The 23,909-nt window shown below is 71.6% G+C and carries 21 protein-coding genes, 1 pseudogene and 1 riboswitch; of the genes and pseudogenes, 5 read left to right on the top strand and 17 right to left on the bottom strand.

What is annotated here, in order from left to right:
- Nucleotides 1-147: 147 nt before the first annotated feature.
- Nucleotides 148-1,775, bottom strand: a pseudogene (locus tag AC069T_RS20235) (CocE/NonD family hydrolase).
- A gap of 177 nt (nucleotides 1,776-1,952) precedes the next feature.
- On the opposite strand from AC069T_RS20235, the gene AC069T_RS20230 reads away from it, so the two are divergent.
- On the top strand, nucleotides 1,953-2,669 hold the full coding sequence (locus AC069T_RS20230; protein ID WP_478784056.1) for a TetR/AcrR family transcriptional regulator: 717 nt from the start codon (nucleotides 1,953-1,955) through the stop codon (nucleotides 2,667-2,669).
- A gap of 123 nt (nucleotides 2,670-2,792) precedes the next feature.
- On the opposite strand, the gene AC069T_RS20225 is transcribed toward AC069T_RS20230, so the two are convergent.
- The 10 genes from AC069T_RS20225 to AC069T_RS20180 form a co-directional block, all read right to left on the bottom strand.
- Nucleotides 2,793-3,881 carry a hemolysin family protein gene (locus tag AC069T_RS20225; protein ID WP_478784055.1) on the bottom strand — a complete coding sequence of 363 codons (1,089 nt, stop codon included), beginning with the start codon at nucleotides 3,879-3,881 and terminating at the stop codon, nucleotides 2,793-2,795.
- Nucleotides 3,878-5,212, bottom strand: coding sequence for a hemolysin family protein (locus AC069T_RS20220; RefSeq protein WP_478784054.1), 1,335 nt, complete (start codon nucleotides 5,210-5,212; stop codon nucleotides 3,878-3,880). Before AC069T_RS20220 ends, AC069T_RS20225 begins: the two co-directional genes overlap by 4 nt.
- A gap of 232 nt (nucleotides 5,213-5,444) precedes the next feature.
- Nucleotides 5,445-5,900 (bottom strand): PH domain-containing protein, encoded by a 456-nt coding sequence (locus AC069T_RS20215; protein ID WP_478784053.1) that lies wholly within the window; start codon nucleotides 5,898-5,900, stop codon nucleotides 5,445-5,447.
- 20 nt (nucleotides 5,901-5,920) lie between these two features.
- Nucleotides 5,921-6,778, bottom strand: coding sequence for an ATP phosphoribosyltransferase (gene hisG, locus AC069T_RS20210; protein ID WP_358852665.1), 858 nt, complete (start codon nucleotides 6,776-6,778; stop codon nucleotides 5,921-5,923).
- Nucleotides 6,779-6,831: 53 nt separating this feature from the next.
- The gene (locus AC069T_RS20205) at nucleotides 6,832-7,104 is read right to left on the bottom strand and encodes a phosphoribosyl-ATP diphosphatase (RefSeq protein ID WP_121404457.1); all 273 of its coding nucleotides are present in this window, start codon (nucleotides 7,102-7,104) and stop codon (nucleotides 6,832-6,834) included.
- 33 nt (nucleotides 7,105-7,137) lie between these two features.
- Entirely contained in the window at nucleotides 7,138-7,623 is a 486-nt protein-coding gene (gene ribH, locus AC069T_RS20200; RefSeq protein WP_358852666.1) for a 6,7-dimethyl-8-ribityllumazine synthase, read from the bottom strand.
- 45 nt (nucleotides 7,624-7,668) lie between these two features.
- The gene (locus tag AC069T_RS20195) at nucleotides 7,669-8,958 is read right to left on the bottom strand and encodes a bifunctional 3,4-dihydroxy-2-butanone-4-phosphate synthase/GTP cyclohydrolase II (protein WP_478784052.1); all 1,290 of its coding nucleotides are present in this window, start codon (nucleotides 8,956-8,958) and stop codon (nucleotides 7,669-7,671) included.
- The gene (locus AC069T_RS20190; RefSeq protein ID WP_478784051.1) at nucleotides 8,955-9,599 is read right to left on the bottom strand and encodes a nicotinamide mononucleotide transporter family protein; all 645 of its coding nucleotides are present in this window, start codon (nucleotides 9,597-9,599) and stop codon (nucleotides 8,955-8,957) included. The genes AC069T_RS20195 and AC069T_RS20190 overlap by 4 nt, the downstream gene beginning before the upstream one ends.
- On the bottom strand, nucleotides 9,596-10,231 hold the full coding sequence (locus AC069T_RS20185) for a riboflavin synthase (RefSeq protein WP_478784050.1): 636 nt from the start codon (nucleotides 10,229-10,231) through the stop codon (nucleotides 9,596-9,598). Before AC069T_RS20185 ends, AC069T_RS20190 begins: the two co-directional genes overlap by 4 nt.
- Before the next feature lie 156 nt (nucleotides 10,232-10,387).
- Nucleotides 10,388-10,518, bottom strand: a riboswitch (FMN riboswitch).
- 320 nt (nucleotides 10,519-10,838) lie between these two features.
- A complete protein-coding gene (locus tag AC069T_RS20180; protein WP_478784049.1) occupies nucleotides 10,839-12,047 on the bottom strand; it encodes an ROK family transcriptional regulator in 1,209 nt (402 codons plus the stop codon).
- 132 nt (nucleotides 12,048-12,179) lie between these two features.
- On the opposite strand from AC069T_RS20180, the gene AC069T_RS20175 reads away from it, so the two are divergent.
- Nucleotides 12,180-13,391, top strand: a complete 1,212-nt coding sequence (locus tag AC069T_RS20175) for an MFS transporter (protein ID WP_478784048.1) — start codon at nucleotides 12,180-12,182, stop codon at nucleotides 13,389-13,391.
- Here the strand turns inward: AC069T_RS20175 and AC069T_RS20170 are convergent.
- Complete coding sequence (locus tag AC069T_RS20170; protein ID WP_478784047.1) at nucleotides 13,351-13,812, bottom strand: acyl-CoA thioesterase; 462 nt, start codon at nucleotides 13,810-13,812, stop codon at nucleotides 13,351-13,353. The genes AC069T_RS20175 and AC069T_RS20170 overlap by 41 nt on opposite strands.
- Before the next feature lie 222 nt (nucleotides 13,813-14,034).
- Here AC069T_RS20170 and AC069T_RS20165 point away from each other — a divergent pair, with 222 nt between their 5' ends.
- Both AC069T_RS20165 and AC069T_RS20160 read left to right on the top strand, forming a co-directional pair.
- Nucleotides 14,035-15,444 carry a uracil-xanthine permease family protein gene (locus AC069T_RS20165; RefSeq protein WP_478784046.1) on the top strand — a complete coding sequence of 470 codons (1,410 nt, stop codon included), beginning with the start codon at nucleotides 14,035-14,037 and terminating at the stop codon, nucleotides 15,442-15,444.
- A 291-nt stretch (nucleotides 15,445-15,735) separates the two neighbouring features.
- Nucleotides 15,736-16,437 (top strand): DUF5995 family protein, encoded by a 702-nt coding sequence (locus tag AC069T_RS20160; RefSeq protein ID WP_478784045.1) that lies wholly within the window; start codon nucleotides 15,736-15,738, stop codon nucleotides 16,435-16,437.
- A gap of 46 nt (nucleotides 16,438-16,483) precedes the next feature.
- Here the strand turns inward: AC069T_RS20160 and AC069T_RS20155 are convergent, their stop codons facing one another.
- Together AC069T_RS20155 and AC069T_RS20150 are read right to left on the bottom strand one after the other, a co-directional pair.
- Nucleotides 16,484-18,178, bottom strand: a complete 1,695-nt coding sequence (locus AC069T_RS20155) for a flavin monoamine oxidase family protein (protein ID WP_388790062.1) — start codon at nucleotides 18,176-18,178, stop codon at nucleotides 16,484-16,486.
- 53 nt (nucleotides 18,179-18,231) lie between these two features.
- Nucleotides 18,232-19,017, bottom strand: coding sequence for a carbon-nitrogen hydrolase family protein (locus tag AC069T_RS20150; RefSeq protein WP_478784044.1), 786 nt, complete (start codon nucleotides 19,015-19,017; stop codon nucleotides 18,232-18,234).
- A 317-nt stretch (nucleotides 19,018-19,334) separates the two neighbouring features.
- On the opposite strand from AC069T_RS20150, the gene AC069T_RS20145 reads away from it, so the two are divergent.
- Nucleotides 19,335-19,925: a Repetin gene (locus tag AC069T_RS20145; protein WP_478784043.1), complete on the top strand. Its 591-nt coding sequence runs from the start codon at nucleotides 19,335-19,337 to the stop codon at nucleotides 19,923-19,925.
- Between the two features lie 38 nt (nucleotides 19,926-19,963).
- Here AC069T_RS20145 and AC069T_RS20140 read toward each other — a convergent pair whose 3' ends face one another.
- The 3 genes from AC069T_RS20140 to AC069T_RS20130 form a co-directional block, all read right to left on the bottom strand.
- Nucleotides 19,964-20,416, bottom strand: coding sequence for an Lrp/AsnC family transcriptional regulator (locus AC069T_RS20140; protein WP_358852678.1), 453 nt, complete (start codon nucleotides 20,414-20,416; stop codon nucleotides 19,964-19,966).
- A gap of 10 nt (nucleotides 20,417-20,426) precedes the next feature.
- Complete coding sequence (locus tag AC069T_RS20135; protein WP_478784042.1) at nucleotides 20,427-21,926, bottom strand: amino acid permease; 1,500 nt, start codon at nucleotides 21,924-21,926, stop codon at nucleotides 20,427-20,429.
- 330 nt (nucleotides 21,927-22,256) lie between these two features.
- Complete coding sequence (locus AC069T_RS20130) at nucleotides 22,257-23,699, bottom strand: GuaB1 family IMP dehydrogenase-related protein (RefSeq protein ID WP_478784101.1); 1,443 nt, start codon at nucleotides 23,697-23,699, stop codon at nucleotides 22,257-22,259.
- Nucleotides 23,700-23,909 lie beyond the last annotated feature (210 nt).

The raw sequence follows: 23,909 nt of genomic DNA, 5'->3' as shown, positions 1-23,909 counted from the left end.
GCCCGTTGAAGGCGGTGCGCCGCCTGCCCGCGCTGTCGCGCCGCCGGGTCAAGACCGGCCGCTGCTGCCGCGCGAGGTCGATGCCGAGCCGGTGCCGGCGATGTGGAAGCGGGCGGTGTTCTCTGACACCCGTCGAGGCTTGGCCTGTCAGCTCTTCCCCGCCCGGCTGGGCCCGGAACTGTGGGCAAGTGTCGCAAGCATCAGTGCTGAGTCCGCATGGAGCGTGATGCGCACCGGCGTGAAGCTGGTGGCGTTCACCGGCGACTCCCCGGTGCCGGGATTGCGGGCGTAGCGCGGATGGGCGCCTCCGCTGATCTGCCAGCGTATGCGGTGACCGACGGCGAAGCGGTGGGCGGTGTGACTCATCGGCACGGTGATCTGCGACGGATCCTGCCCGTCCGTCCGCAGTCGGCCCAGCCCGTCGCAGATGTTGACGGAGCGGCCCTGGGTGTCCACGTCGCACAGGCGGGTGAAGACGTCGGCGTGGCCGGTGTCCGTGGAGATGCTCAGCCGTGCGGAGACCGGGCCGAGGATGTCCAGGGGCTCGGTCAGCGGCGGGCCGGTGAAGGTCAGTACGTCGTCCCGAATCTCCAGGGTGCTGTTGTCGCGAGGACCGGCCGTACGGGAGAGCAGCGGTCCGCCGAGAGAGGGGGTGGGGTCGCTCGGGTCGTAGCGGAACGACCGGAGTGGTGCGGATTCCGTGGGAGCCTGCTGCGTGAGGTACCCCTGCGCGGTGGGAAACCACGGGCTGACGACCGCGGCCGGCGGCCAGTCGTCGATGCCCCGCCAGTCGTCTTCGCCGCCGACGTGTACGCGCACCCTTGTGGGACGGAGGTCGGAGGGATCGGCGTACAGGTGCGCGCGGAGCCAGGCGAGGCTCTCGGCGAACACCTCGGGCCACCCCTGCTGCAGCGCGGACGTGTGGGTCCAGGGGCCGACGAGCAAGGCGGTCTCGCACCCGGCCTCACGTAGTCGGCGGTACTGCTCGAAGGTCTGGTCGCCCAGCACATCGTGCCATCCGGTGATCAAACTGGTCGGCACCGTCAGCCGCTCCGCCGCCGCCGCCAACGACGCACCGCGCCAGTACGCGTCCTCGGCATCCGGGTGCGACATCACGGCGTCCAGCCAGGGCACATCGCCCCCGAGGGCGGACACGTAAGCGCCACGCAGCGGCTGCGCGGTGGTGACATCACGCAGGCGTCGCTGCAGACGCAGAGTCGCCCTCACGAACGGTGCCATCCCCCGGTGCTGGTACGTCATACCGACGCCGACGGCGAGAGCGTTCTCCAGGCGGAGCGCACCATCTGCGTGGAACAGGGCGCGAGGATCATGCAGCCCCACCTGCACCACCATCGCCTTCAGCTCCGGTGGCGGGTCCGCGGCGAGGGCCCACTGCACGTATCCCAGGCAGCTGGGGCCGACGGTCCCCAGTGTTCCGTTGAACCAGGGTTGCTCGCGCAGCCAGGACACGGTGGCCCGGCCGTCGGCGGCCTCGTTGCGCCACAGGTCGAACTCGCCGCCGGAACCACCGGTGCCGCGGCAGCTCTGCAGCACCACGTGGAAGCCCTGTTCGGCGAAGAGCACGCCGTACATGGGGGACCACGGCAGCCCCTGCCGTACGGCGAGCGCACCAAGAGGGTGGGGAAGTCGCCCTCGGCGCGTGGGAAGTAGTGGTCCGTGATCAGCGGGCTGCCGTCGGCCGCCGGCACCGGCAGCCCCGGTTCCCACCCGGCATCGTGCCGCTTGACCGGGAGGCCGCGCCAGGTCGCCCTCATGATCCGGGAGGCCAGTGGCGGCCTACCGGAAGGCGGTGCCCAGGTCGGCCTCGTCTCAGGACCGTGCGTGCGTGCTGCCATCGTTCCCCTCCTGTTTATCCGTACGATGTACGAGAATAGACCATGGTTGGATGCGACCCGCAAGGGCCGCCTCGATCAACGGAGGGAGCGTGGACCATGCCGCGTGCACGGAAGGCCGGCACCCCAGGCGTCGACCCCGAGCAGCTCTGGCTGAGTTCCGCCCAGCCCCGTAGGGGCCGCAAGCCCTCCTACAGCCGAGAGGCGATCACGGCGGTAGCCGTCGCCTTGGCGGACGCGGAGGGACTCGAAGCAGTCACCATGCGGAGAGTCGCCGCAGAGGTCGGAGCCGGCGCCATGTCGCTGTACAGCTACGCCCCCGACAAGGAGACGCTGCTGGAACTGATGGTCGACCACGTCAGCGGCGAACTGCCGACCGAGAACACGCCCACCGGCGACTGGCGTGCCGAGCTGAAAGCCATCGCCCACCTCCAGCGCGCCCACATGCTGCGACACCCCTGGCTGCCCGCCGCCCTGGCCGGCCGCCGCATCCCGGGCCCCAACACCCTGGCCTTCCTGGAACGCGCGCTTGCCGCCCTGCGGCCCACCGGCTTGGACGGTGCGGCGAAACTGGAGGTCTTCGCCCAACTCACCGCGTTCGTGGCGGGGCACGTCACTTACGAGATTGCGGGGGCCGCAGCCCTGCAGTCCCCCGACCGAGTCGCAGCCGAAGCCCGTTACCTCGCCGCTGTCGCTGCGGACGGCCGTCACCCGGAACTCGCCGAAGCCCTCGCCGCCCCCGGACGCCCCCTCACACCCGAAGCCACCTTCACCCGGTTCCTCAACCGCCTGATCGACGGCCTGGACACCGACTGATCCCGCTCCGCCGCACCGCTGGAAGGGCCCCGGTGCTTCCTGTACCTCAACTACTCACACCCGTCGAACGCCGGAGGGGCTGGGTTCTCTCGTGAGAATCCAGCCCCTCCGCCTTCGCGTGTGTCAGCTCGCCAGGGCTTCCTCCTGGGGCGCGCTCAGGCGTGGGTCCGTGACGCGGGCGGGCTGCCGCGCGTCGCGGTGGGCGGGGTCGCGAACCTCGCCCACCAGGAGCTCCAGGACGTCCTCCAGGGCGACCAGGCCGAGCACCTTGCCGGAGGCGTCGGCGACCTGGGCGAGGTGCGTCGCGGCGCGGCGCATCACCGTCAGGGCGTCGTCCAGCGGGAGTTCCGCCCGGAGCGTCGTCATGGGACGCCAGACGTGCTGCGGCACCGCCCGCTGGGACTCCTCGAGGTCGAGTACGTCCTTCACGTGCAGATAGCCCATGAAGGCGCCGTTCTCCGCGGCCACCGGGAAACGGGAGTAGCCCGTGCGGGCGGTGAGCGCGACGACCTGGCCGGGGGTGACCGAGGGGCCCACCGTCACCAGGGAGCCGGCGTCCAGCAGGACGTCCGTGACCGGGCGGGAGCCCAGTTCCAGCGCGTCCTCCAGGCGCTCCTGCTCCTCGGGTTCCAGCAGTCCGGCCTGGCCCGAGTCCTCGACCAGGCGGTTGAGCTGTTCGCTCGTGAAGACCGCCTCGACCTCGTCCTTGGGCTCGACCCGGAACAGCCGGAGGATCACGCGCGCGCAGGCGCCGAGGGCAACGGTGACCGGCCGGCACAGGCGCGCGAAGGCGACCAGTCCCGGGCTCAGCCACAGCGCGGTCTTCTCGGGCGCCGCCATCGCCAGGTTCTTCGGGACCATCTCGCCGATGACGAGGTGGAAGAAGACGACGAAGGCGAGCGCGATGACGTAACCGAGGGGGTGGATCATCCCCTCGGGCAGCCGGGCCGCCTCGAAGGCGGGCTCCAGCAGATGGGCGACGGTCGGCTCGGCGACCGCGCCGAGGGTCAGCGAGCAGACGGTGATGCCGAACTGGGCGGCAGCCATCATCTGCGGCAGGCGCTCCAGGCCGTACAGCACCTGGCGGGCGCGAGCGGTGCCCAGTGGCTCGATCTGGCTGCGCCGCACGGAGACGAGCGCGAACTCGGCGCCGACGAAGAAGCCGTTGGCGAGGACGAGCAGAACGGCGAACAGGAGTTGGAGCAGGATCATCGGACGCCCTCCGCGGCGACCGCGGCGTCCGCGGTCCTCACCAGCCGGACGCGCTCGGCGCGGTAGTGGCCGACCTGACGGACCGACAGACGCCAGCCGTCGAGTTCCGCCTTGTCGCCGGGGGCAGGGATACGGCCGAGCAGGTCGGCGACCAGTCCGGCCACGGTCTCGTAGGGGCCCTCGGGCACGACGAGGCCTATGCGCTGGAGGACGTCGACCCGGCAGCTGCCGTCGACGTCCCACGCGGGCCGTCCGTCCTCCGACGGCGCCACCGCGAGTTCCGGCAGGTCCTTGGCGTCGTGCTCGTCACGGACCTCGCCGACGAGTTCCTCGACGATGTCCTCCAGGGTGACCACGCCCGCCGTACCGCCGTACTCGTCGACGACGACGGCGATCGGCTGCTGACTGCGCAGCTGCTTGAGGAGGGGTTGCACGGGCAGGGTCTCCGGGACGAGCAGCGGGGCCTGGGCGATCCGGCCGACGGGGGTGCGCAGCCGGTCGTGCGCGGGCACCGCGAGGGCGTCCTTGAGGTGCACCATGCCGACGATCTCGTCGATCCGCTCCCGGTAGACGGGGAAGCGGGACAGGCCGGTGGCCCGGGTGAGGTTGACGACGTCCTCGGCGGTCGCCGAGGACTGGAGCGCGCTGACCTTCACGCGCGGGGTCATGACGTGCTGCGCGGTCAGCTCGCCCAGCGACAGGGTGCGCACGAAGAGGTCGGCGGTGTTCTGTTCCAGGGCGCCGGCGCGGGCCGAGTGCCGGGCCAGCGAGACGAGCTCGCCGGGGGTGCGGGCGGAGGCCAGTTCGTCGGCGGGTTCGACGCCGAGAGCGCGCACCAGCCGGTTGGCCACCGTGTTCAGCGCGGCGATCACCGGACGGAACAGGCTGGAGAAGACGTGCTGCGGGCGCGCGACGAAACGTGCGACCTGCAGAGGACGGGACACCGCCCAGTTCTTGGGCACGAGTTCGCCGATCACCATCTGCACCGCCGAGGCGAACAGCATGCCGACGACCACCGCGACGCCGGGGACGGCACCTTCGGGGACGCCGATCGCGGTGAACGGCCCGCGCAGCAGTTCGGCGAGCGCCGGTTCGGCGAGCATGCCGACGACGAGCGAGGTGATGGTGATGCCGAGCTGGGTGCCGGAGAGCTGGAAGGACAGCTCCTTGAGCGAGTCCACGACCGTACGGGCCCGTCGGTCGCCGGCGGCCGCGGCGCGCTCGGCGTCGGGGCGGTCCACGGTGACGAGGCCGAACTCGGCCGCGACGAAGAAGCCGTTGGCGAGAATGAGCAGGAACGCCGCCCCGAGGAGCAGCAGGGGGATGGTCATGATGCCGCCGCCTCGCTGTGTCGGGAGGGGGCGGCGCAGGTACTACAGGACGATCCGTCCATCGCTGGAGGGAGTCACTCCTCGGGTAGCAGGAGCCCCTGGGAACCGGTCGGCACCACAGGGGCGGAGGCGCAACGAAAACGCCTCCGTCACCAGATTAATCAAGACACGGGCCGGTACGTCAGGGGAGGATCCCCGAGTCGGCCCGATTGCCTGTGAGACGGCTCCCGGTCTACCCCTCCGGCTGCCCGGGGTCGTGGACCGAGCGGGTCTCGGCGAGCGCGCGCAGGGCGCGGGCGTCCTCGACGGCCCGCTGCCTGGCGATACCGGGCTGGATGCCGAGGGCGGGCAGGCTGGTGCCGTCGCTGAGGTCGAGGAACACCCAGGGGTCGCCGGGACGGAGATTGACCTGGATGATCTCCGGCCAGGACAGGCGCCGCCTGCTGACGATGTTGACGACGGTGACCCCGCTCTCGTCGGCGACCACCTTGGGCCGGGCGAGCAGGACGAGCACGGCACACAGCAGCGCGCCGGTGAGGACGAAGCTGACGCGCTCGCCCGGGCTGAGCTGTTCCAGGAGCATCGCGACGGTGGTGATCACCACGAGGATCGCGACGCCCGCGGTGAGCAGCACGGCCCGGGTGCGGGACGGCCGGAAGGTGACGGGGAGGACGGGCAGGTCCGTCATGGGGGTGGTCCGTCCTCCGGTCAGAGCCGGCAGGCGTGGATGGCGGTGGTCAGGATGGCCCGCGCGCCGAGCTCGTACAGGTCGTCCATGATCCGCTGGGCCTCCTTGGCGGGGACCATGGCGCGGACGGCGACCCAGCCCTCGTTGTGGAGCGGCGAGATGGTGGGCGACTCCAGACCCGGGGTGAGCGCGACGGCCCGCTCCAGGTGCTCCGCGCGGCAGTCGTAGTCCATCATCACGTAGGTCCGGGCGACCAGGACGCCCTGGAGGCGGCGCAGGAACTGCTGGACCTTCGGTTCGGCGTTCTCGTCCACGTCGCCGCCGACGCGGCGGACGACGACGGCCTCCGACTTCATGATCGGCTCGCCGAAGACCTCGAGGCCCGCGTTGCGCAGCGAGGTGCCGGTCTCCACCACGTCCGCGATGACCTCGGCGACGCCGAGTTCGATGGCGGTCTCGACGGCTCCGTCGAGGTGGACCACGGAGGCGTCGACGCCCTTGTCGGCTAGGTACTTGTCGACGATGCCCTCGTACGAGGTGGCGACGGTCATGCCGGTCAGGTCCTCGACCGTGGTGGCCGTGCCGGGCTTGGTGGCGAAGCGGAAGGTGGAGCGGGCGAAACCGAGCGGGAGGATCTCCTCCGCGTTGGCCCCGGAGTCGATGAGCAGGTCGCGGCCGGTGATGCCGATGTCGAGACGCCCGGAGGAGACGTAGATCGCGATGTCGCGGGGGCGGAGGTAGAAGAACTCGACCTCGTTGACCGGGTCGACGATGCGCAGTTCCTTGGACTCCCGGCGCTGCTGGTAGCCGGCCTCATGCAGCATCTCCGCCGCAGGGCCTGACAGGGAACCCTTGTTGGGGACGGCGATGCGCAGCATGAGGTCGGCTTCCTTCGTTCGTTCGTGCGTACGGAGCGGGAGCGGGGTACGGCTCAGAGGTGGGCGTAGACGTCGTCGAGGGTGATGCCGCGGGCGACCATCATCACCTGGACGTGGTAGAGCAGCTGCGAGATCTCCTCGGCGGCTGCTTCCTTGCCCTCGTACTCGGCGGCCATCCACACTTCGGCGGCCTCTTCGACGACCTTCTTGCCGATGGCATGAACCCCCTTCCCGACCAGTTCGGCGGTGCGGGAAGTGGCGGGATCGCCGCTGGCGGCCTTGTGCTGGAGCTCGGTGAAGAGCTCCTCGAAAGTCTTCTTGGACATGGTGCTCCTACCCTACGTGCAAGCGTCCGTGCCTCAGCGCCAGGGTTCGGACACCGAGCGCAGCGTGGCCGCGGTCGCCACGGCGGCGGTGACGGCCTCGTGCCCCTTGTCCTCGCGGGAGCCCTCGATGCCCGCGCGGTCGAGCGCCTGCTCCTCGGTGTCACAGGTCAGCACGCCGAAGCCGACGGGGACGCCGGTCTCGATGGAGACCTGGGTCAGTCCCTGGGTGACGCCCTGGCACACGTACTCGAAGTGCGGGGTGCCGCCGCGGATGACGACACCGAGCGCGACGATCGCGTCGTAGCCGCGGCCCGCGAGGACCTTCGCGACGACCGGGAGCTCGAAGCTGCCGGGGACCCGCAGGAGGGTCGGCTCGTCGATCCCCAGCTCGTGCAGGGCGCGCAGCGCGCCGTCCACCAGGCCGTCCATCACCTTTTCGTGCCACTGTGCCGCGATGACCGCGACGCGCAGGTCCCCGCAGTTGCGTACGGACAGTTCGGGTGCACCCTTGCCGCTCACGTCTCTCCTCAGCGTTCTCTTCGTGCTCTTGTGCTTCTCGTGCTGTTACTGGCTGTTGCAGGCGGACACGGCGGCCGTGTCCAGCCAGGGCAGGTCGTGCCCCATCCGGTCCCGCTTGGTGCGCAGGTAGCGGAGGTTGTGCTCGCCCGCCTGTACGGGCATCGGCTCCCGGCGGACGACGTCGAGTCCGTGCCGGACGAGTGCCTCGCTCTTCTCGGGGTTGTTGGTCATCAGGCGCAGGCTGCGGACGCCGAGGTCCTGGAGGATCTGCGCGCCGGCGGCGTAGTCCCGGGCGTCCGCGGGCAGGCCCAGTTCCAGGTTGGCGTCGAGGGTGTCCCGGCCGCGCTCCTGGAGCTCGTAGGCGCGCAGCTTGGACAGCAGGCCGATGCCGCGGCCCTCGTGCCCGCGCAGGTAGACGACAACTCCGCGGCCCTCGGTCCGGATGGCCGTCAGGGACGCCTCCAGCTGCGGGCCGCAGTCGCAGCGGAGCGAGTGGAAGACGTCGCCGGTGAGGCACTCGGAGTGGATGCGGACGAGGACGTCCTCGCCCTCGCCGACCTCGCCGTGGACGAGGGCGACGTGCTCGACACCGTCCACGGTGGAGCGGTAGCCGTACGCGGTGAACTCGCCGAAGGCGGTGGGCAGCTGGACCTCGGCCTCGCGGCGCACGGTCGGCTCGGCGGTGCGGCGGTAGGCGATCAGGTCCTCGATGGAGATGATCGTCAGGCCGTGCTTGCGGGCGAAGGGGATCAGCTCGGGCAGGCGCAGCATGTGGCCGTCCTCGCCGGCGATCTCGACGATCGCGCCGGCGGGGCGCAGGCCGGCGAGGCGGGCGAGGTCGACGGCGGCCTCGGTGTGGCCGTTGCGGACCAGGACGCCGCCGGACCGGGCGCGCAGCGGGAAGATGTGGCCGGGGCGCACGAAGTCGCCGGCCTCGGACCGGCCGTCCGCGAGCAGTCGGAGGGTGGTGGCGCGGTCGGCCGCGGAGATGCCGGTGGTCACGCCGTGGGCGCCGCTCGCGTCGACGGAGACCGTGAAGGCCGTCTTCATCGACTCGGTGTTGTCGTCGACCATCTGCGGGAGCCGGAGGCGGTCCAGTTCCTCGCCCTCCATGGGCGCGCAGATCAGTCCGCGGCATTCGCTCATCATGAAGGCGATGATCTCGGGGGTCGCCTTCTCGGCCGCGATGACGAGGTCGCCCTCGTTCTCGCGGTCCTCGTCGTCGACGACGACGACCGGGCGGCCGGCCGCGATGTCGGCGATGGCCCGCTCGATGGGGTCGAGCGCGAAGTCCTCGATGTTGTCGGTGCTGTACCAGACGGGCGCCGTGGTCATGCCGGGGCTCCTTCGAAAGTGGGCTGCGGGCTCCGGCGGGAGCGCAGCCACCAGTCGCGCATGCCCCACAGGACGAGCGCGCCGTAGACGACGTAGACGAAACCGGAGAAGGCGAAGCCGTTGGCGAAGTTGAGCGGGACGCCCACCAGGTCGACCAGCAGCCAGGCGAACCAGAACTCGACCATGCCGCGCGCCTGGGCGTACATGGCGACGACGGTGCCGACGAAGATGTAGGCGTCGGGCCAGGGGTCCCACGACAGCGTCGGGTAGGCGGTGAACAGGCCGCCGACCGCGAGCGTGCCGACCGCGGCGCCGCCCGCCAGGTACGCGCGCTCGCGCCAGGTGGCGAAGCGTACGGCGATGGAGCCGTCCTGTGCCTGTCCCCGGCCGCGGTTCCACTGCCACCAGCCCCACAGGGCGACGGCCATCACCACGAGCTGCTTTCCGGCGCTGCCGGAGAGGTGGGCCGTGGCGAAGGCGGCGAGGAGGATGACGCCGGACAGGAACTGGACGGGCCAGGTCCATATCGAGCGGCGCCAGCCGAGCGCGAGGGCGATCAGACCGATCGTGTTGCCGATCATGTCGGACCACTTGATGTGCTGGCCGAAGAGCGTGAAGGCCTCGGAGTTGAGCCAGTTCACGATGCCGCCCCCTGGACGCCGGGCCGTGCGGCCGGCTGGTCCGCCCGCGCGCCGAGCAGCCGCTCGACGTACTTGGCGATGACGTCGACCTCCAGGTTGACCGGGTCGCCGGCCTGCTTGAGGCCGAGCGTGGTCAGCGCGAGGGTGGTGGGGATGAGGCTGACGGTGAAGTGGTCGGGGGCGGCGTCGACCACGGTGAGGCTGATGCCGTCGACCGTGATGGAGCCCTTCTCGACCACGTAGCGGGAGAGGTCCGCGGGGAGGGAGATCTTGACGATCTCCCAGTTCTCGGAGGGACTGCGCTCCAGGACCACGCCGGTGCCGTCGACATGGCCCTGCACGATGTGCCCGCCGAGACGCGCGCCCACGGCGGTGGGGCGTTCGAGGTTGACGCGGGAGCCGACGGACAGGGCGCCGAGACTGGAGCGGTCGAGGGTCTCCGCCATGACGTCGGCGGTGAACTCGTCGCCCTCGTGGTCCACGACCGTCAGACAGACGCCGTTGACCGCGATGGAGTCGCCGTGCTTGGCGTCCTCGGTGACTACTGGTCCGCGGAGCCTGAAGCGGGAGGCGTCGCCGAGGTTCTCGACGGCGGTAATCTCACCCAGCTCTTCGACGATTCCGGTGAACACTTCCCGGGTCCTCCCTGCCTCTTGGGGCACGGACTCCGGGGCCTGTCGATGACGACAGAATCAGCGGACGACGACATCAGGGGCGACGCCGGACGGAGGCCCGGCCGCTCGGAAACGGAACAGACCTACTACGGCGGCGTGCATGATGCCCGCCCGCCGCGCACTGCCTCCCATCCGGACTTTCACCGTCGGTCCAGGAATTTCACCTGGTCAACCGGCCACTGGATGCGGCCGGGTCGCGGACTGTAACCGCCGGTTCGGAATTACACCGACCCCGGAGTGCGCTGCTTCTGGTACAGGGCCAGTGTGCCACGGCTGATCGGCGTCCAGACGGGTGAGTCCCTGTGGGCTGGCTCACAGGAGGTTTCCCTGGACTTGTCTGCGTGTACCCGGGCAGGTGAACGGCTGTACGGCGAGGTCGGCCCGCATTGGTCCATACCTATTGACGCTTTGGTCTAGTCCTCTTAGGGTCGGCGATCACGACCTCGTCGAACCCGCCCCCACAGCGACCCGGCGGCGGTGACGGAGGCCCTTGCCCCGCCGCCGGGTCTCCCCACCCGGGCCGCCCCCGGACCCGCCGCGACGCCGGCGGGCCGGGGCGAGCGCGTCACTGCGGCAGGGGGGTCCGCGGGCGGGCCCCCGGGGCGAACACCTCGTCCTGCGCGCCGTCGCGGGCCGTCAGCAGCGCCCCGCGCAGAACCGCTCCGCCGCCCAGCGCCCCGGCCCGCACCTCGGTCGGCAGCGGCGACATCCGGACGAGCCGCCGCGCGACCCGCGAGGCCAGCGCCTCCCCGCCCGCCTGCCCGGTCTCCCCGCCGAGGACCACGCAGCCGGGGTCCAGCACGGCGATGACGGACGCGGCGCCGATGGCGATCCGGTCGGCGAGGACGTCCAGGAAGCGCGCGGACTCCGCGGCCTCCGAGGTGGCCACGGCCCGGCGGACGAGCGCCGCCGCGTGCGGCTCGTGCGCGGCGGCGTCCGCCGTGATGCCGTGCCCGGCCGCGAGCGCCGCGATGGCCGCGGACCCCGCCAGGGAGTGGAAGCCGCCCTCGCAGTCCGTCGCCGAGGGGAGGACCCGGGTGCCGGGGACCGGGAGGAAACCGATCTCACCGGTGCCGCCGGAGGCGCCGCGGCGCAGGGCCCCGTCGAGGACCACGGCGGCGCCGGTGCCGAGGCCGAGCCAGAGCAGGACGAAGGTCCGCCGGTCGCGCGCCGCGCCGTCGCGCTGCTCCGCCAGGGCCGCGAGGTTGGTCTCGTTCTCCACCAGGACACGGGCCGGCAGGCGTTCCTGGAGGGCCGCGACCAGGCGGCGGTGCCACTCGGGCAGCCCGGAGGAGTCGCGCAGTTCACCGGTGGCCGGGTCGATCAGGCCGGGCGCGCCGATGCCGACCGTGTGCAGCCGTTCCGCGCCCGCCTCCTTGGCCGTCCGCTCGACCAGCGCGACCGCCTGCTCCACGGCGGCCCCCGTCCCCGCGTCGCCGGCGATCGGGACCGACGCCCGGCCGAGTTCCACGCCGAGCAGGTCGGCGACCACGACCGTCACCCCCTCGGTGCGCACGTCCAGCGCCGCCAGGTGGGCCCGGTCGGCGACGATCCCGTACACCCGCGCGTTCGGGCCGCGCCGCTGCTCCCCGGACTCCCCCACGACCGCGACGAGTCCGGCGGCGGTGAGACGTTCGACCAGGTCGGCGACGGTGGGCCGGGACAGTCCCGTGAGCTGCTTCAGCCGGTTCGCCGTCAGGGGGCCCTCCTGCTGGAGGAGGCGCAGGGCGAGCCGGTCGTTCATGGCCCGGGCGGTGCTCGGAGATGCGGGCATGCCGGGATCCTTCCAGATCGGGAGGGCACAAGGCCCAGGGCCGCCGGGCTCTGAATCGACTATTTATCAGGCAGGCTTCCTGATAGTTTACGGCGACAGCGCGGGAGGACGTCCGGGAGGGGCGACGGCAGAATGAGTGAAGTGGTCTACAGCATGCGCGAGTTGAAGCGGGCACGGTATGCCGTGGCGGCCGTCTTCGCGGTGCACGGCGCGGTCGTCGGCTCCTTCGCGACACGGGTGCCGTGGATCCAGGACCACGCCTCGATCGGCGCGGGCCAGCTCGGCATCGCGCTCGCCTTCCCGGCCGTCGGCGCGTCCGTCGCGATGCCGCTCGCCGGCCGGATCAGCCACACCTTCGGTGCCCGTACGGCGCTGCGCGGCCTGCTCGCCCTGTGGACGCTGTCCCTGGTCCTGCCGGCCCTCGCGCCGAACCTGCCCACCCTGTGCCTGGCCCTCTTCACGTACGGCGCCACGGCCGGCATGGCGGACGTCGCCATGAACGCCCTCGGGGTCGAGGTCGAGAACCGCATGGACCAGTCGATCATGTCGGGGCTGCACGGCATGTGGAGCGCCGGTGCCCTGATCGGCTCAGCGGCGGGCACCCTGGCCGCGCACCTGGGTTCCGACGCACGTGCGCACCACGTGCTGGCGTCGGCGGTGCTGACCGTGCTGGGCCTCGTCGCCTGCCAGTGGGTGCTCGACCTGAAGCCCACGGAGGACGAGGAACCGCCACCGCGGTTCGCGCTGCCGCCCAGGTCGGCGCTGCTCATCGGCGCGGTCGGCTTCTGCGCGGTGTTCGCCGAGGGTGCGAGTCTGGACTGGTCGGCGGTCTACCTGCGTGACCAGCTGGGCACCTCGGCGGGACTCGCGGCCGCGTCCACCACCGGCTTCACGCTCACCATGGCGATCGCGCGCCTCGCGGGCGACGCGGTCGTGGACCGCTTCGGTGCCGTGCGCACCGTGCGCGTCGGGGGCGTCCTCGCCACGCTCGGCGGGCTGCTGGTGGTCTTCGCCGGGAACCCGGCCGCGGCGATGGGCGGGTTCGCTCTGATGGGCCTCGGGATCGCGGTCGTCGTGCCGCTGGCGTTCGCGGCGGCGGGGCGCAGCGGTCCCAACCCCAGCCTGGCCATCGCGGGTGTCGCCACCATCACGTACACCTCGGGGCTGGTCGCGCCGAGCGCCATCGGCACGCTGGCCCAGGCGACCAGCCTGATGGTGTCCTTCGGTCTGGTCACGGTGCTGGCTCTGGCGCTCGTCGTGTTCGCGGGCGTCCTGCGCGCCGGCGACCGCAGGACGGCGCAGGTCAGTCCCGCGAGCGAAGCAGTTCCCGGCCCGCGGCCCTGAACCGCTCGCTCCACGGGGTGGGGCGCAGCGTGCCGGCGTCGAGCCGGACGAGGACCCGGCTGCCGTGCGCGTAGGTCACGGCGCCGTCGGCCGAGCAGAAGCGGAAGCCATACGTCAGGCCGGTGGTGCCGAGCCGCTCGAGCCAGAGGTGGACGGCGTACGCGCCGGGCCGGTTCACCGGGGCGTCGTAGCTGATGCGCAGCTCTCTGACCGCGTTGCAGAAGTCGCCCGCCGCCTCCCAGTCACCGTCGAAGCCGAAGCCGCGCTCCTGCCACAGCGCGGTCCAGGCGCGCTCGACCAGGACCGGGTAACGCGCGTTGTGGAGCAGTCCGAGCGCGTCCAGGTCGTCGAAGTGGACGGTGACGGGGACGAGCCGGCCGTCGGTGGGTGCGGGCGTGGCGGGTGGTGCTTCGACGGTCACGGGCGGGGCTCCTGAGGGTGCCGGGCGGGCGGTGGGACCGTTCCATACTAAGCAACCGCTCAGGACAATCCTCCGGTGCGGTGCAGGTCAGCCCGCTGCCGAGTCCGGCTGCTCGTCGCCGCGGGGCCGCCGCGGGCCGGGGGACCGCGTGACCGTGGGACCGCCCGACAGCCGTGACAATGGTCCGGACACGTTCACGGACGAAGAAAGCGAAGCCTCACCATGGATCTCGGCGTGCGCTGGAAACTGCACGGTGACGGGCGCACGCCCGCACCCGGAGCGGTGGTCCGCCCCGACGAACGGCTGTCGTGGCCCCGCACGGCCGGGCTCGGCGCCCAGCACGTGGTCGCCATGTTCGGGGCGTCCTTCGTCGCACCGGTGCTGATGGGGCTCGACCCCAATCTCGCGATCATGATGTCCGGCGTCGCGACGGTGATCTTCCTGCTCGCGACCCGTGGCCGGGTGCCCAGCTACCTCGGCTGCTCCCTGTCCTTCGTGGGCGTCGCCGCGGTGATCCGCGCGCAGGGCGGCACCAGCGCCACGGTGACCGGCGCGGTGTTCGTGGTCGGCGCCGCGCTGTTCCTGGTCGGCCTCGCGGTGCAGCGGTTCGGGGCCCGCATCATCCACGCGGCCATGCCGCCGATCGTCACCGGCGCGGTCGTCATGCTGATCGGCTTCAACCTGGCACCCGTGACGGCCACCACGTACTGGCCGCAGGACCAGTGGACGGCGCTCCTGGTCATGCTGTTCACCGGGCTGGCCGTGGTGTGCCTGCGCGGCTTCTGGTCCCGCGTGGCGATCTTCCTCGGCCTGGTCTTCGGCTACGCGGTCTCGTGGCTCTTCGACCGCGTCTTCGGGCGGATCCACTCGGCGGACGCGAGCGGCAGGATCACCGACCACTGGCGACTGGACCTCTCCGGGGTCGGCCGGGCGGACTGGGTCGGCCTGCCGTCCTTCCACGGCCCGAGTTTCCAGTGGTCGGCGATCCTGGTCGCGCTGCCGGTGGTGATCGCGCTGGTCGCCGAGAACGCCGGCCATGTGAAGGCGGTCGGGGAGATGACCGGCGACCCGCTGGACGACAGGCTGGGCACCGCGATCTCCGCGGACGGTGTCGCCTCAATGCTCTCCACGGCGGTCGGCGGCCCGCCGAACACCACCTACTCGGAGAACATCGGCGTGATGGCCGCGACCCGTGTCTACTCGACGGCCGCCTACTGGGCCGCCGCCGGTTTCGCGCTCCTGTTCGGCCTCTGCCCCAAGTTCGGCGCGGTCGTCGCCGCGATCCCCGGCGGCGTCCTCGGCGGCATCACGGTCATCCTGTACGGCATGATCGGCCTGCTCGGCGCCCAGATCTGGCTCAACGCGGGCGTGGACCTGCGCAATCCGCTCAACCTGGTGCCGGCCGCCGCGGGCATCATCATCGGCGTCGGCAACGTCACCCTGACGTTCACCGACACCTTCTCGCTGAGCGGCATCGCACTCGGCACCCTCGTCGTGATCACCGGCTACCACGCCCTGCGGGCGATGGCACCGGCCCACCTCAAGACCCAGGAGCCGCTGCTCGACTCCGGCACCTCCTCGTACGACGAGGGCTCCGCCGCGGACGCCGAGGCCCGGCACACCGACTCCTAGGGCCTGTCGTTTGGATCACGCCGACCCGAGCGGGGTCTGGCACGCACATCTGCGGCGTTGTCGTCGGTCGCCGACGCTCCGCGTCGACTCCCTCCTCCGCCTTGCAGCTGCACGCGCCAGACCCCGCTCGGGTCGGTCAGGACGAACCGTCGGTCACAGCCAGCCTGATCCAAACGACAGGCCCTAGGCGTACGCGTCCGGGAAGGTCCCCGGTGCGCGTCGTTCCCCCGTTCCGGGGAAGCGCCCGGCCCGGCGGCACTCCGCCGGGCCCGGGACTGGCACCCTGCCCCCATGGCGCAGTCGGAACAGCTCACCGGGACCGTCGACGCGGTCGTCCTTCGTATGCGCGCCCTCGACGCGGACCTGCCCGAGCGGGACGGTGTCGCCGTCTTCAACCGCGTCTACCTCGCCGTCACCGAGGAGGTCGCCCGGCGCCTGGCGGTCGGTCACTTCTCCGACCCGGCGGCCGCCGTCACCCTGGACGTGCGGTTCGCGCAGCGCTATCTGGCGGTCGCCGAGGAGGAGCACCGGCCCGCCTGCTGGCGGCCGCTGTTCCAGTTCCGCCGCCACCCCGGCGTACGGCCGCTGCAGTTCGCCCTCGCGGGCATCAACGCGCACATCGGGCACGACCTGGCGCTCGCCGTCGTGGACGCCTGTCGCACGCTCGGCTGCGAACCGGCCGATCTGGAGGACGAGTTCGAGCGGGTGGGCGACCTCCTCGTCTCCCTCGAGGAACGCATCCGCGAGGATCTGATGCCCGGCCCCGATCTGCTCCAGGTCGCCGACCCGCTCACCCATCTGCTCGGTTCCTGGAGCCTCGAACGGGCCCGCGACGCCACCTGGTCGGCGGCCCGGGCGCTGTGGGCGCTGCGCGGACTCCCCGAACTCGCCGAGGAGTTCGGCAGGCGCCTCGACGCCGCGGTCGGCCTCACCGGCCGGATGCTGCTCACGCCGCTGCCGTACCGGCCGGCCGGACAGTGGGCCGGGGTGTGAGCGGCCGGAGCGGGGAGCCGGCGAGCCCCCCGCTCCCCCGCATCCGTCAGTCCTCGGGCAGTTCCACCGGGGCGATCTCGTCGTAGACGTCGCCGGGCCCGGGGTTGGTCGGGTCGGTGGCGCCGCCGAGCTGGCGCATGACGCCCCACACCGCGTTCAGCGCCGTCTGCACGGCACCCTCGGCCCAGCCGGCCGTCCAGGAGATGTCGTCACCCGCGAGGAAGATGCCGCGCTTGTCCTCGTCGAGCCGGTCCTGCATGAAGTGGGTGAACAGGCGCCGCTGGTAGCGGTAGTGACCCGGCAGGTTGGCCTTGAACGCGCCCATGAAGTAGGGCTCGTTCTCCCAGGACACGGTCACCGGGTTGCCGATGATGTGCTTCCGGATGTCGACCTTCGGGTAGATCTCGCCGAGCGACTTGAGCATGACCTCCATGCGCTCGTTCGCGGACAGCGGCAGCCACTTCAGGCTGTCGTCGCACCAGGTGTACGACAGGCAGATGACCGCCGGCCTGTCCGGACCGTCGTCGAGGAGGTAAGTGCCGCGCGTCATACGGTCGGTGAGCGTCATCGACATGACGTCCCGCCCGGTCTCCTCGTCCTTGTCCAGCCAGAACGGCCGGTCCACGGGGACGAAGAGCTTGCTCGACTCCATGTAGTGCGTGCGCTCGATCGCCGTCCAGTGGTCGATCGGGAAGAGCGAGTCGTCGCAGGCGATCTTGGAGAGCAGCATCCAGGACTGGGCGGTGAAGATGGCCGCCCGGTACGTACGGATGTCGCCGTTCGCGTCCGTGACGGTGATCCGGTTGCCGGCGGTGCGGCCGAGCCGGGTCACGGCGGGGCGCGGGGTCCCGTCGTGCAGCGTCGACAGCGACGTGCCGTACGGCCAGTGGACGATCTTCTCCGGCTCGCGCTCCCACAGGCGCAGCGGCAGCTGCTGGGAGCCGCCGACGATGCCGCGGTGGTGGTCGTCGGCCTCGGTGTAGACGACGCGCAGGATCTCCAGGATGGAGTTCGGGAAGTCGGTGTCCCAGCCGCCGGTGCCGAAGCCGACCTGGCCGAAGATCTCGCGGTGCCGGAAGGACTTGAAGGCCTCGGAGTCGCAGAGGAAGCCGTAGAAGGTCTGGTTGTCGAGCTTCTCGACGAGCTTCGACCAGATCTCGCGGATGCGCGGTACGTCGCGCTCGCGCATGGCCTGGTTCATGTCGGAGAAGTCGGCGCCGTCCTGGAGGCAGGCGTTCCAGGCGGCCGCCACCTGCCGGTAGACCTCGGGGAGGTCCTCGACGGTCTCGGCGTAGTGCGACTCGCCCTTGAGGTCGACGACGGTCGACGGCGTGCTCTCGGCCAGCGGGTTCGGGAACGGCCGGGTCTCCAGGCCCACCAGGTCGATGTAGTGCTGGAGGGCGGTGGAGGACGGCGGGAAGCGCATCGCGCCCATCTCGGCCGTGAGGGAGGGGTCGCAGCCCTCGAAGCCGACGGTGCGCAGCCGGCCGCCGATCTGGTCGGCCTCGTAGACGACGGGCTTGAGGCCCATCTTCATCAGCTCGTAGGCGGCCACGATGCCGGACAGTCCGCCGCCGATGACCGCGACCTCGGTGCCGTGCTCGGTCGCGGGTATCTGGCCGAGGCCCGCGGGGTGCGCGAGGAAATCGTCGTACGCGTACGGGAAGTCCGGGCCGAACATGGTGATCGGCGGTTGCTGCGCGTCGGCGTGCGGGACGGCGGTGGGCACCGTGGACGTCATGGGGTACGGACTCCTTGCGGGGAAAGCTGGGTGCGGGGAGAGGGCGGCCGGGTTCAGACCAGCGACCCGTAGAGACCGGGGTGGCGGTCCTTCAGGTACGGGTTCGCCTCGCGCGAGGCCGCCAGCAGGACGGGGTCGGCGTCGGCGAGGACCAGTTCCTCGCCGCGGCCCGCGCGGCCGCGGGCGACTCCGTCGGGCCCGGCGAGCGTGGAGAGCCCGACGAACTCGAACTCCCCTTCCCGGCCGGTGCGGTTGACGTACGCGACGTACATCTGGTTCTCGAAGGCGCGCACCGGGACGACGGACTCGGCGACGAACTGGAAGGGGTGCATCTGGGCGGTCGGCACCAGGAGGAGGTCCGTGCCGGCGAGGGCGTGCGCCCGGACGTTCTCCGGGAACTCGACGTCGTAGCAGATCATCAGGCCGACGCGCAGTCCGCCGAGGTCGGCCTGGACGACCGGCTGGTCGCCGGGGGTGAAGTGCTCGCGCTCGAAGCAGCCGAAGAGGTGGGTCTTGCGGTAGTTCGCGAGGGGGCCGTCGGCGGAGATCAGCCGGACGGAGTTGTAGACCAGCTCGCCGTCGCGCTCGGGGTAGCCGTAGGCGACGGCGACACCGTGCCGGGCGGCGAGCTCGGCGATCGCGTCCGCCGCGGGGCCGTCGGCGGGCTCGGCGAGGCGGGCGATGTCGTCGCCGATCGCGTATCCGGTCAGGAACATCTCCGGTGCGACGACCAGTCCGGCGCCCGCGGCGGCGGCGCGGCCCGCGGCGTCGTCGAGAACCTTGATGTTCTCGGCGACGGAGCCGGGGCGGCCGGAGCTCTGGAGCAGGGCTGTGCGCATGCGTGTTCCTCACCGGGGCGGAGGGGGTTCGGGGGGCGGGTGACCAGCGTGGTCGCCCAGATAGACGGTACGGTCGCCGCGCTCGGCGGGACAAGGAGCAGCCGTTGCGCGCCGGTGAACGATTCGTTGCGTGCGAGCGGGGGCGCGCGGTGATTCGTTGCGCACCTTGAGGCGTACCTCGCCTCCCCCTCGGGGTGCAGGCGGTGGGCGCGTCCCCGCCGGACGGCGGAGGCACGGTGACGTCAGCGGCACGATGTGCGTTCCCGGTCCCGGCGGAAGAGTGGTGACTGTCCACCTGACCTGCGGAAAGGACCGTCATGAACCGCTTTGACCGTCGCACCCGGCTCGCCGTGCTCGGCACCGTCCTGCTGCTCACCGCCGGAGCGGCGGAATCCGCCGCCGCGTCCGGCACCGGACGGTCCGGAACCCGGCACGCCGTCGCGGGCACCGGCGGTGAGCGGGAGAAGCGCGAGGCCGCCGCGCTGACCGGCACCGCCAAGCTGTACCGGTCGGCCGGCGACGACATCACGTTCACCTTCGACGCCCATCTCGCGACGAAGGACGGCGCCGACCCGACGAAGGCCACCGGCACCTTCGAGTTCAGCCACTACGTGAACGGCGCCGGCGCCCGGGCGAGGGCCGAGGTCGACTGCCTGCTCACCGGGGGCAGGGTCGCCGTGGTCTCCGGGGTGATCACCGACTCGGACCTGCCCGGTGCCGAGGGCAGGCGGGTGGGCATCACGGTCCACGACCTCGGCTCCCACGACCGGCTGGGCTACAGCTGGGCGTCGGTCGGCAGTCCCGTGGAGACCGAGGACCTGCCCGCGTGCGTCGGGTCGGCGCCCTTCGAGAAGGTGCGGCGGGGCACGGGCGACTACCGGGTCGTGCCCTGGCGGCCGAAGCTCTGAACCCGGTCGTGGGACCGGCCCCAAACGCCCCGGCGGTCCTACGTGGGTGAGCCGGCCGAGAAGCGCCTGAGCAGCGGCGAGAGGACGAGCACGGACTTGGTCCGCTCGACGAACGACTCCCCCGCGATGCGCTCCAGGACCCGCTCGAAGTGCCGCATGTCCGAGGCGAAGACCTGGACGACCGCGTCCGCCTCACCGGTGACGGTGGAGGCGGCCACGACCTCCTGGTAGCGCTCCAGGCCGCGCTGGATGGTCTCCGGCGAGGTGTTGCGCCGGCAGTAGATCTCGACGAACCCCTCGGTCTCCCAGCCGAGCGCCGCCGGGTCCACCCGGACGGTGAATCCGGTGATGGCACCGGTGGCCCGCAGCCGGTCCACGCGCCGCTTCACGGCGGGCGCGGACAGGCCGACGAGTTGCCCGATGTCGGCGTAGGAGCGGCGGGCGTCCTCGGCGAGGGCGTGCACGATGCGTTCGTCGAGATCGTTCAGCAAGGCGGGTGGTTCACTTTTCTGCGATGGCTGCGGAGTCTGCGGCCGGAGTACCGGCGGCGGCCAGCTTGGAACGGCGGTGGCCGTAACTGAAGTAGAACACGAGCCCGAGGGCCATCCAGACGCCGAAGACCACCCAGGTGACGGCCGAGAGGCTGCCCATCATCCAGAGGCAGAAGGCGAGGCCGAGCGCGGGCAGCACCGGCGACAGCGGCACCCGGAACGTGCGGTGCATCTCCGGGCGCGTACGCCGCAGGACGACGACCGCGACATTGACCAGCGCGAAGGCGAAGAGCGTGCCGATGCTGGTCGCGTCGGCGAGCTGGCCGAGCGGGATCGCGGCGGCGAGGACGCCGCAGAACAGCGAGACGATCACGGTGTTGGCGCGGGGCGCGCCGCTCTTCGGGTGGACGCGGGAGAACACCTTCGGCACCAGTCCGTCGCGCGACATGGCGAAGAGGATGCGCGTCTGGCCGTAGAGCACGGTGAGCACGACGCTGGCGATGGCGATGACCGCGCCGGCCGCGAGCAGGGTGCCCCAGACGGTCTGCCCGGTGACGTCCTTCATGATCCCGGAGAGCGCGGCCTCCGAGTCGCCGAACCCCTGCCAGGGCATGGCGCCGACGGCGACGGCCGCGACGACGACGTACAGCGCCGTCACGATGACGAGCGAGAGCATGATCGCGCGCGGCAGGTCGCGCTGCGCGTTCTTCGCCTCCTCACCGGCCGTGGAGGCGGCGTCGAAGCCGATGTAGGAGAAGAAGAGCGTGGCACCGGCGGCGCTGACGCCCGCCATGCCGAGCGGCATGAAGTGCTCGTAGTTGCCGGACCGGAAGCCCTGGACGCCGATCGCGCAGAACATCAGCAGCGCCGCGATCTTCACGACCACCATGATCGTGTTGGCGCGGGCCGACTCCTTGGCGCCGCCCAGCAGGAAGGCCATCGCCAGCAGGACGACGATGAGCGCGGGGAGGTTGAAGATGCCGCCGTCGCCGGGCGGCGCGGACAGCGCGTCCGGGATGGTGACGCCGATCGTGCCGTCGAGCAGCTCGTTCAGGTACTCGCCCCAGCCGACCGCGACGGCCGCGACCGAGACGCCGTACTCCAGGACGAGACACCAGCCGCAGATCCAGGCGATCAGCTCGCCCATCGTTGCGTACGCATACGAGTACGAGGACCCGGAGACCGGGATGGTGCCCGCCAGCTCGGCGTAGGAGAGGGCCGAGAAGAGGGCGGTGAGACCGGCGATCACGAAGGACAGCGTGACCGCGGGACCGGCCTTCGGGACGGCCTCGCCGAGGACGACGAAGATGCCGGTGCCGAGGGTGGCACCGATGCTGATCATGGTCAGCTGCCAGAGGCCGAGGGAGCGGCGCAGGCTGCCACCCTCGCCCTGGCCGCCCTCGGCGACCAGGCGTTCCACGGGTTTGCGCCGCATGAGGCGCGCGCCGAGGCCGGGGGACGGTGGGGCGGAGGAGGTGCGGGACTGCGGGGGTGCGCCTTGGTCGAGCACGCGCTGGCTCCTTCATCGCTGCCGGTCGAAAAGGGCGGGGACCGGCGGCACCCCCGACAGCAGGGACCCACCGAGCGGGGTCCCCGCCACACCACGTACAGCGCTTGACCCTACGAGTCCGGGCTTCACGGGCGTAATGCAGCAACCTTGCGCGTCTCCGCAAGATCGTTGCGTTCATCGCAGCCGGGCGCACGTTCGTTGCGCGGGGTCTTTCGACCGTTGCACAGGGCCCCCCGCGGGGGCCGTGCCGAGGGGCCGGGGGCCGGTGCGTGCGGGTACGCCGACGGCCCCCGTGGTCGTACCTCGGGGGCCGTCCGGGTCGGTGGCGCGTCAGCTCCAGCTGGCGTGCAGCGCCTTGCCCTCCGCGTAGCCCGCGGCGCTCTGGATGCCGACGATGGCCCTCTCGGCGAACTCCGCGAGGGAGTTGGCGCCCGCGTAGGTGCAGGAGGACCGGACGCCCGCGATGATCGAGTCGATCAGGTCCTCCACGCCGGGCCGGGACGGGTCGAGGAACATGCGCGAGGTGGAGATGCCCTCCTCGAACAGCGCCTTGCGGGCGCGGTCGTACGCGGACTCCTCGCTGGTGCGGTTCTTGACGGCGCGGGCCGACGCCATGCCGAACGACTCCTTGTACAGGCGCCCGTCGGCGTCCTGCTGGAGGTCGCCCGGGGACTCGTACGTGCCCGCGAACCAGGAACCGATCATGACGTTGGAGGCACCGGCTGCCAGCGCCATCGCGACGTCGCGCGGGTGGCGGACACCGCCGTCGGCCCACACGTGCTTGCCGTACTTCCTCGCCTCGGCGGCGCACTCCTTGACCGCGGAGAACTGCGGGCGGCCGACACCGGTCATCATCCGGGTGGTGCACATGGCGCCGGGGCCCACACCGACCTTGATGATGTCCGCGCCCGCCTCGACGAGGTCCTTGACGCCCTCGGCGGCGACGATGTTGCCCGCGGCGATCGGGACCTGCGGGTCCAGCGCGCGCACCGTCCTGATCGCGGCGATCATCGACTCCTGGTGGCCGTGCGCGGTGTCGATGACGAGGGTGTCGACCCCCGCGTCGAGCAGCTGCTTGGCCTTGCCCGCGACATCGCCGTTGATGCCGACGGCGGCGGCGATCCGCAGCCGGCCCCGCGCGTCGGTGGCGGGCGTGTAGAGCGTGGCGCGCAGGGCGCCCTTGCGGGTCAGGATGCCGGCCAGCCTGCCGTCCCGGTCGACGGCCGGGGCGTACCGGCGGTTGGCGGCGTCGAGGCGGTTGAAGGCCTCGCGCGGTTCGATGTCCGCGTCGAGCAGCAGGAGGTCCTTCGACATGACCTCGGACAGCTGCGTGAAGCGGTCGACGCCGGAGAGGTCGGTGTCGGTGACCACACCGACCGGGCGGGCGTCCTCGTCGACGACGACGCCCGCGTTGTGCGCCCGCTTGGGCAGCAGGGCCAGCGCGTCGGCGACGGTCTGGTGGGGGGCCAGGATGATCGGGGTGTCCAGCACCAGGTGGCGTCCCTTGACCCAGGACACGACCTCGGTGACGACCTCGATCGGAATGTCCTGCGGGATGACGACGAGGCCACCGCGACGGGCGACGGTCTCGGCCATCCGGCGCCCGGCGATCGCCGTCATGTTGGCGACGACGAGCGGGATGGTGGTGCCCGTGCCGTCCGGCGAGGTGAGGTCCACGGCCTGGCGGGATCCGACCGCGGAGCGGCTCGGCACCATGAAGACGTCGTCGTACGTCAGGTCGTACGGGGGCTGGATGTCGTTGAGGAAACGCACGTGCTGCACATCCCAGTCGATCAGAGGTGGCCCCCGGACAGGTCAGCCAGGGGGAAGAGCACGTACTTCATTGTCCCATGTCGAGGGGTGTGAACGGCCCGGACAGATCATCCAGGCCCATCGGTGGGGGGTTGGTCGGATCCTCCAAGCGCGAGGACGACGGACGGCCGGCCCGGCTGCGGCCGAAGCGGTTCAGTGCCCGCCGACGGC

It is taken from the genome of Streptomyces sp. NPDC043867, from assembly GCF_056435845.1.
Note: the sequence above shows the minus strand (reverse complement) of the source record. Positions and strands in the feature narration are given on the sequence as shown.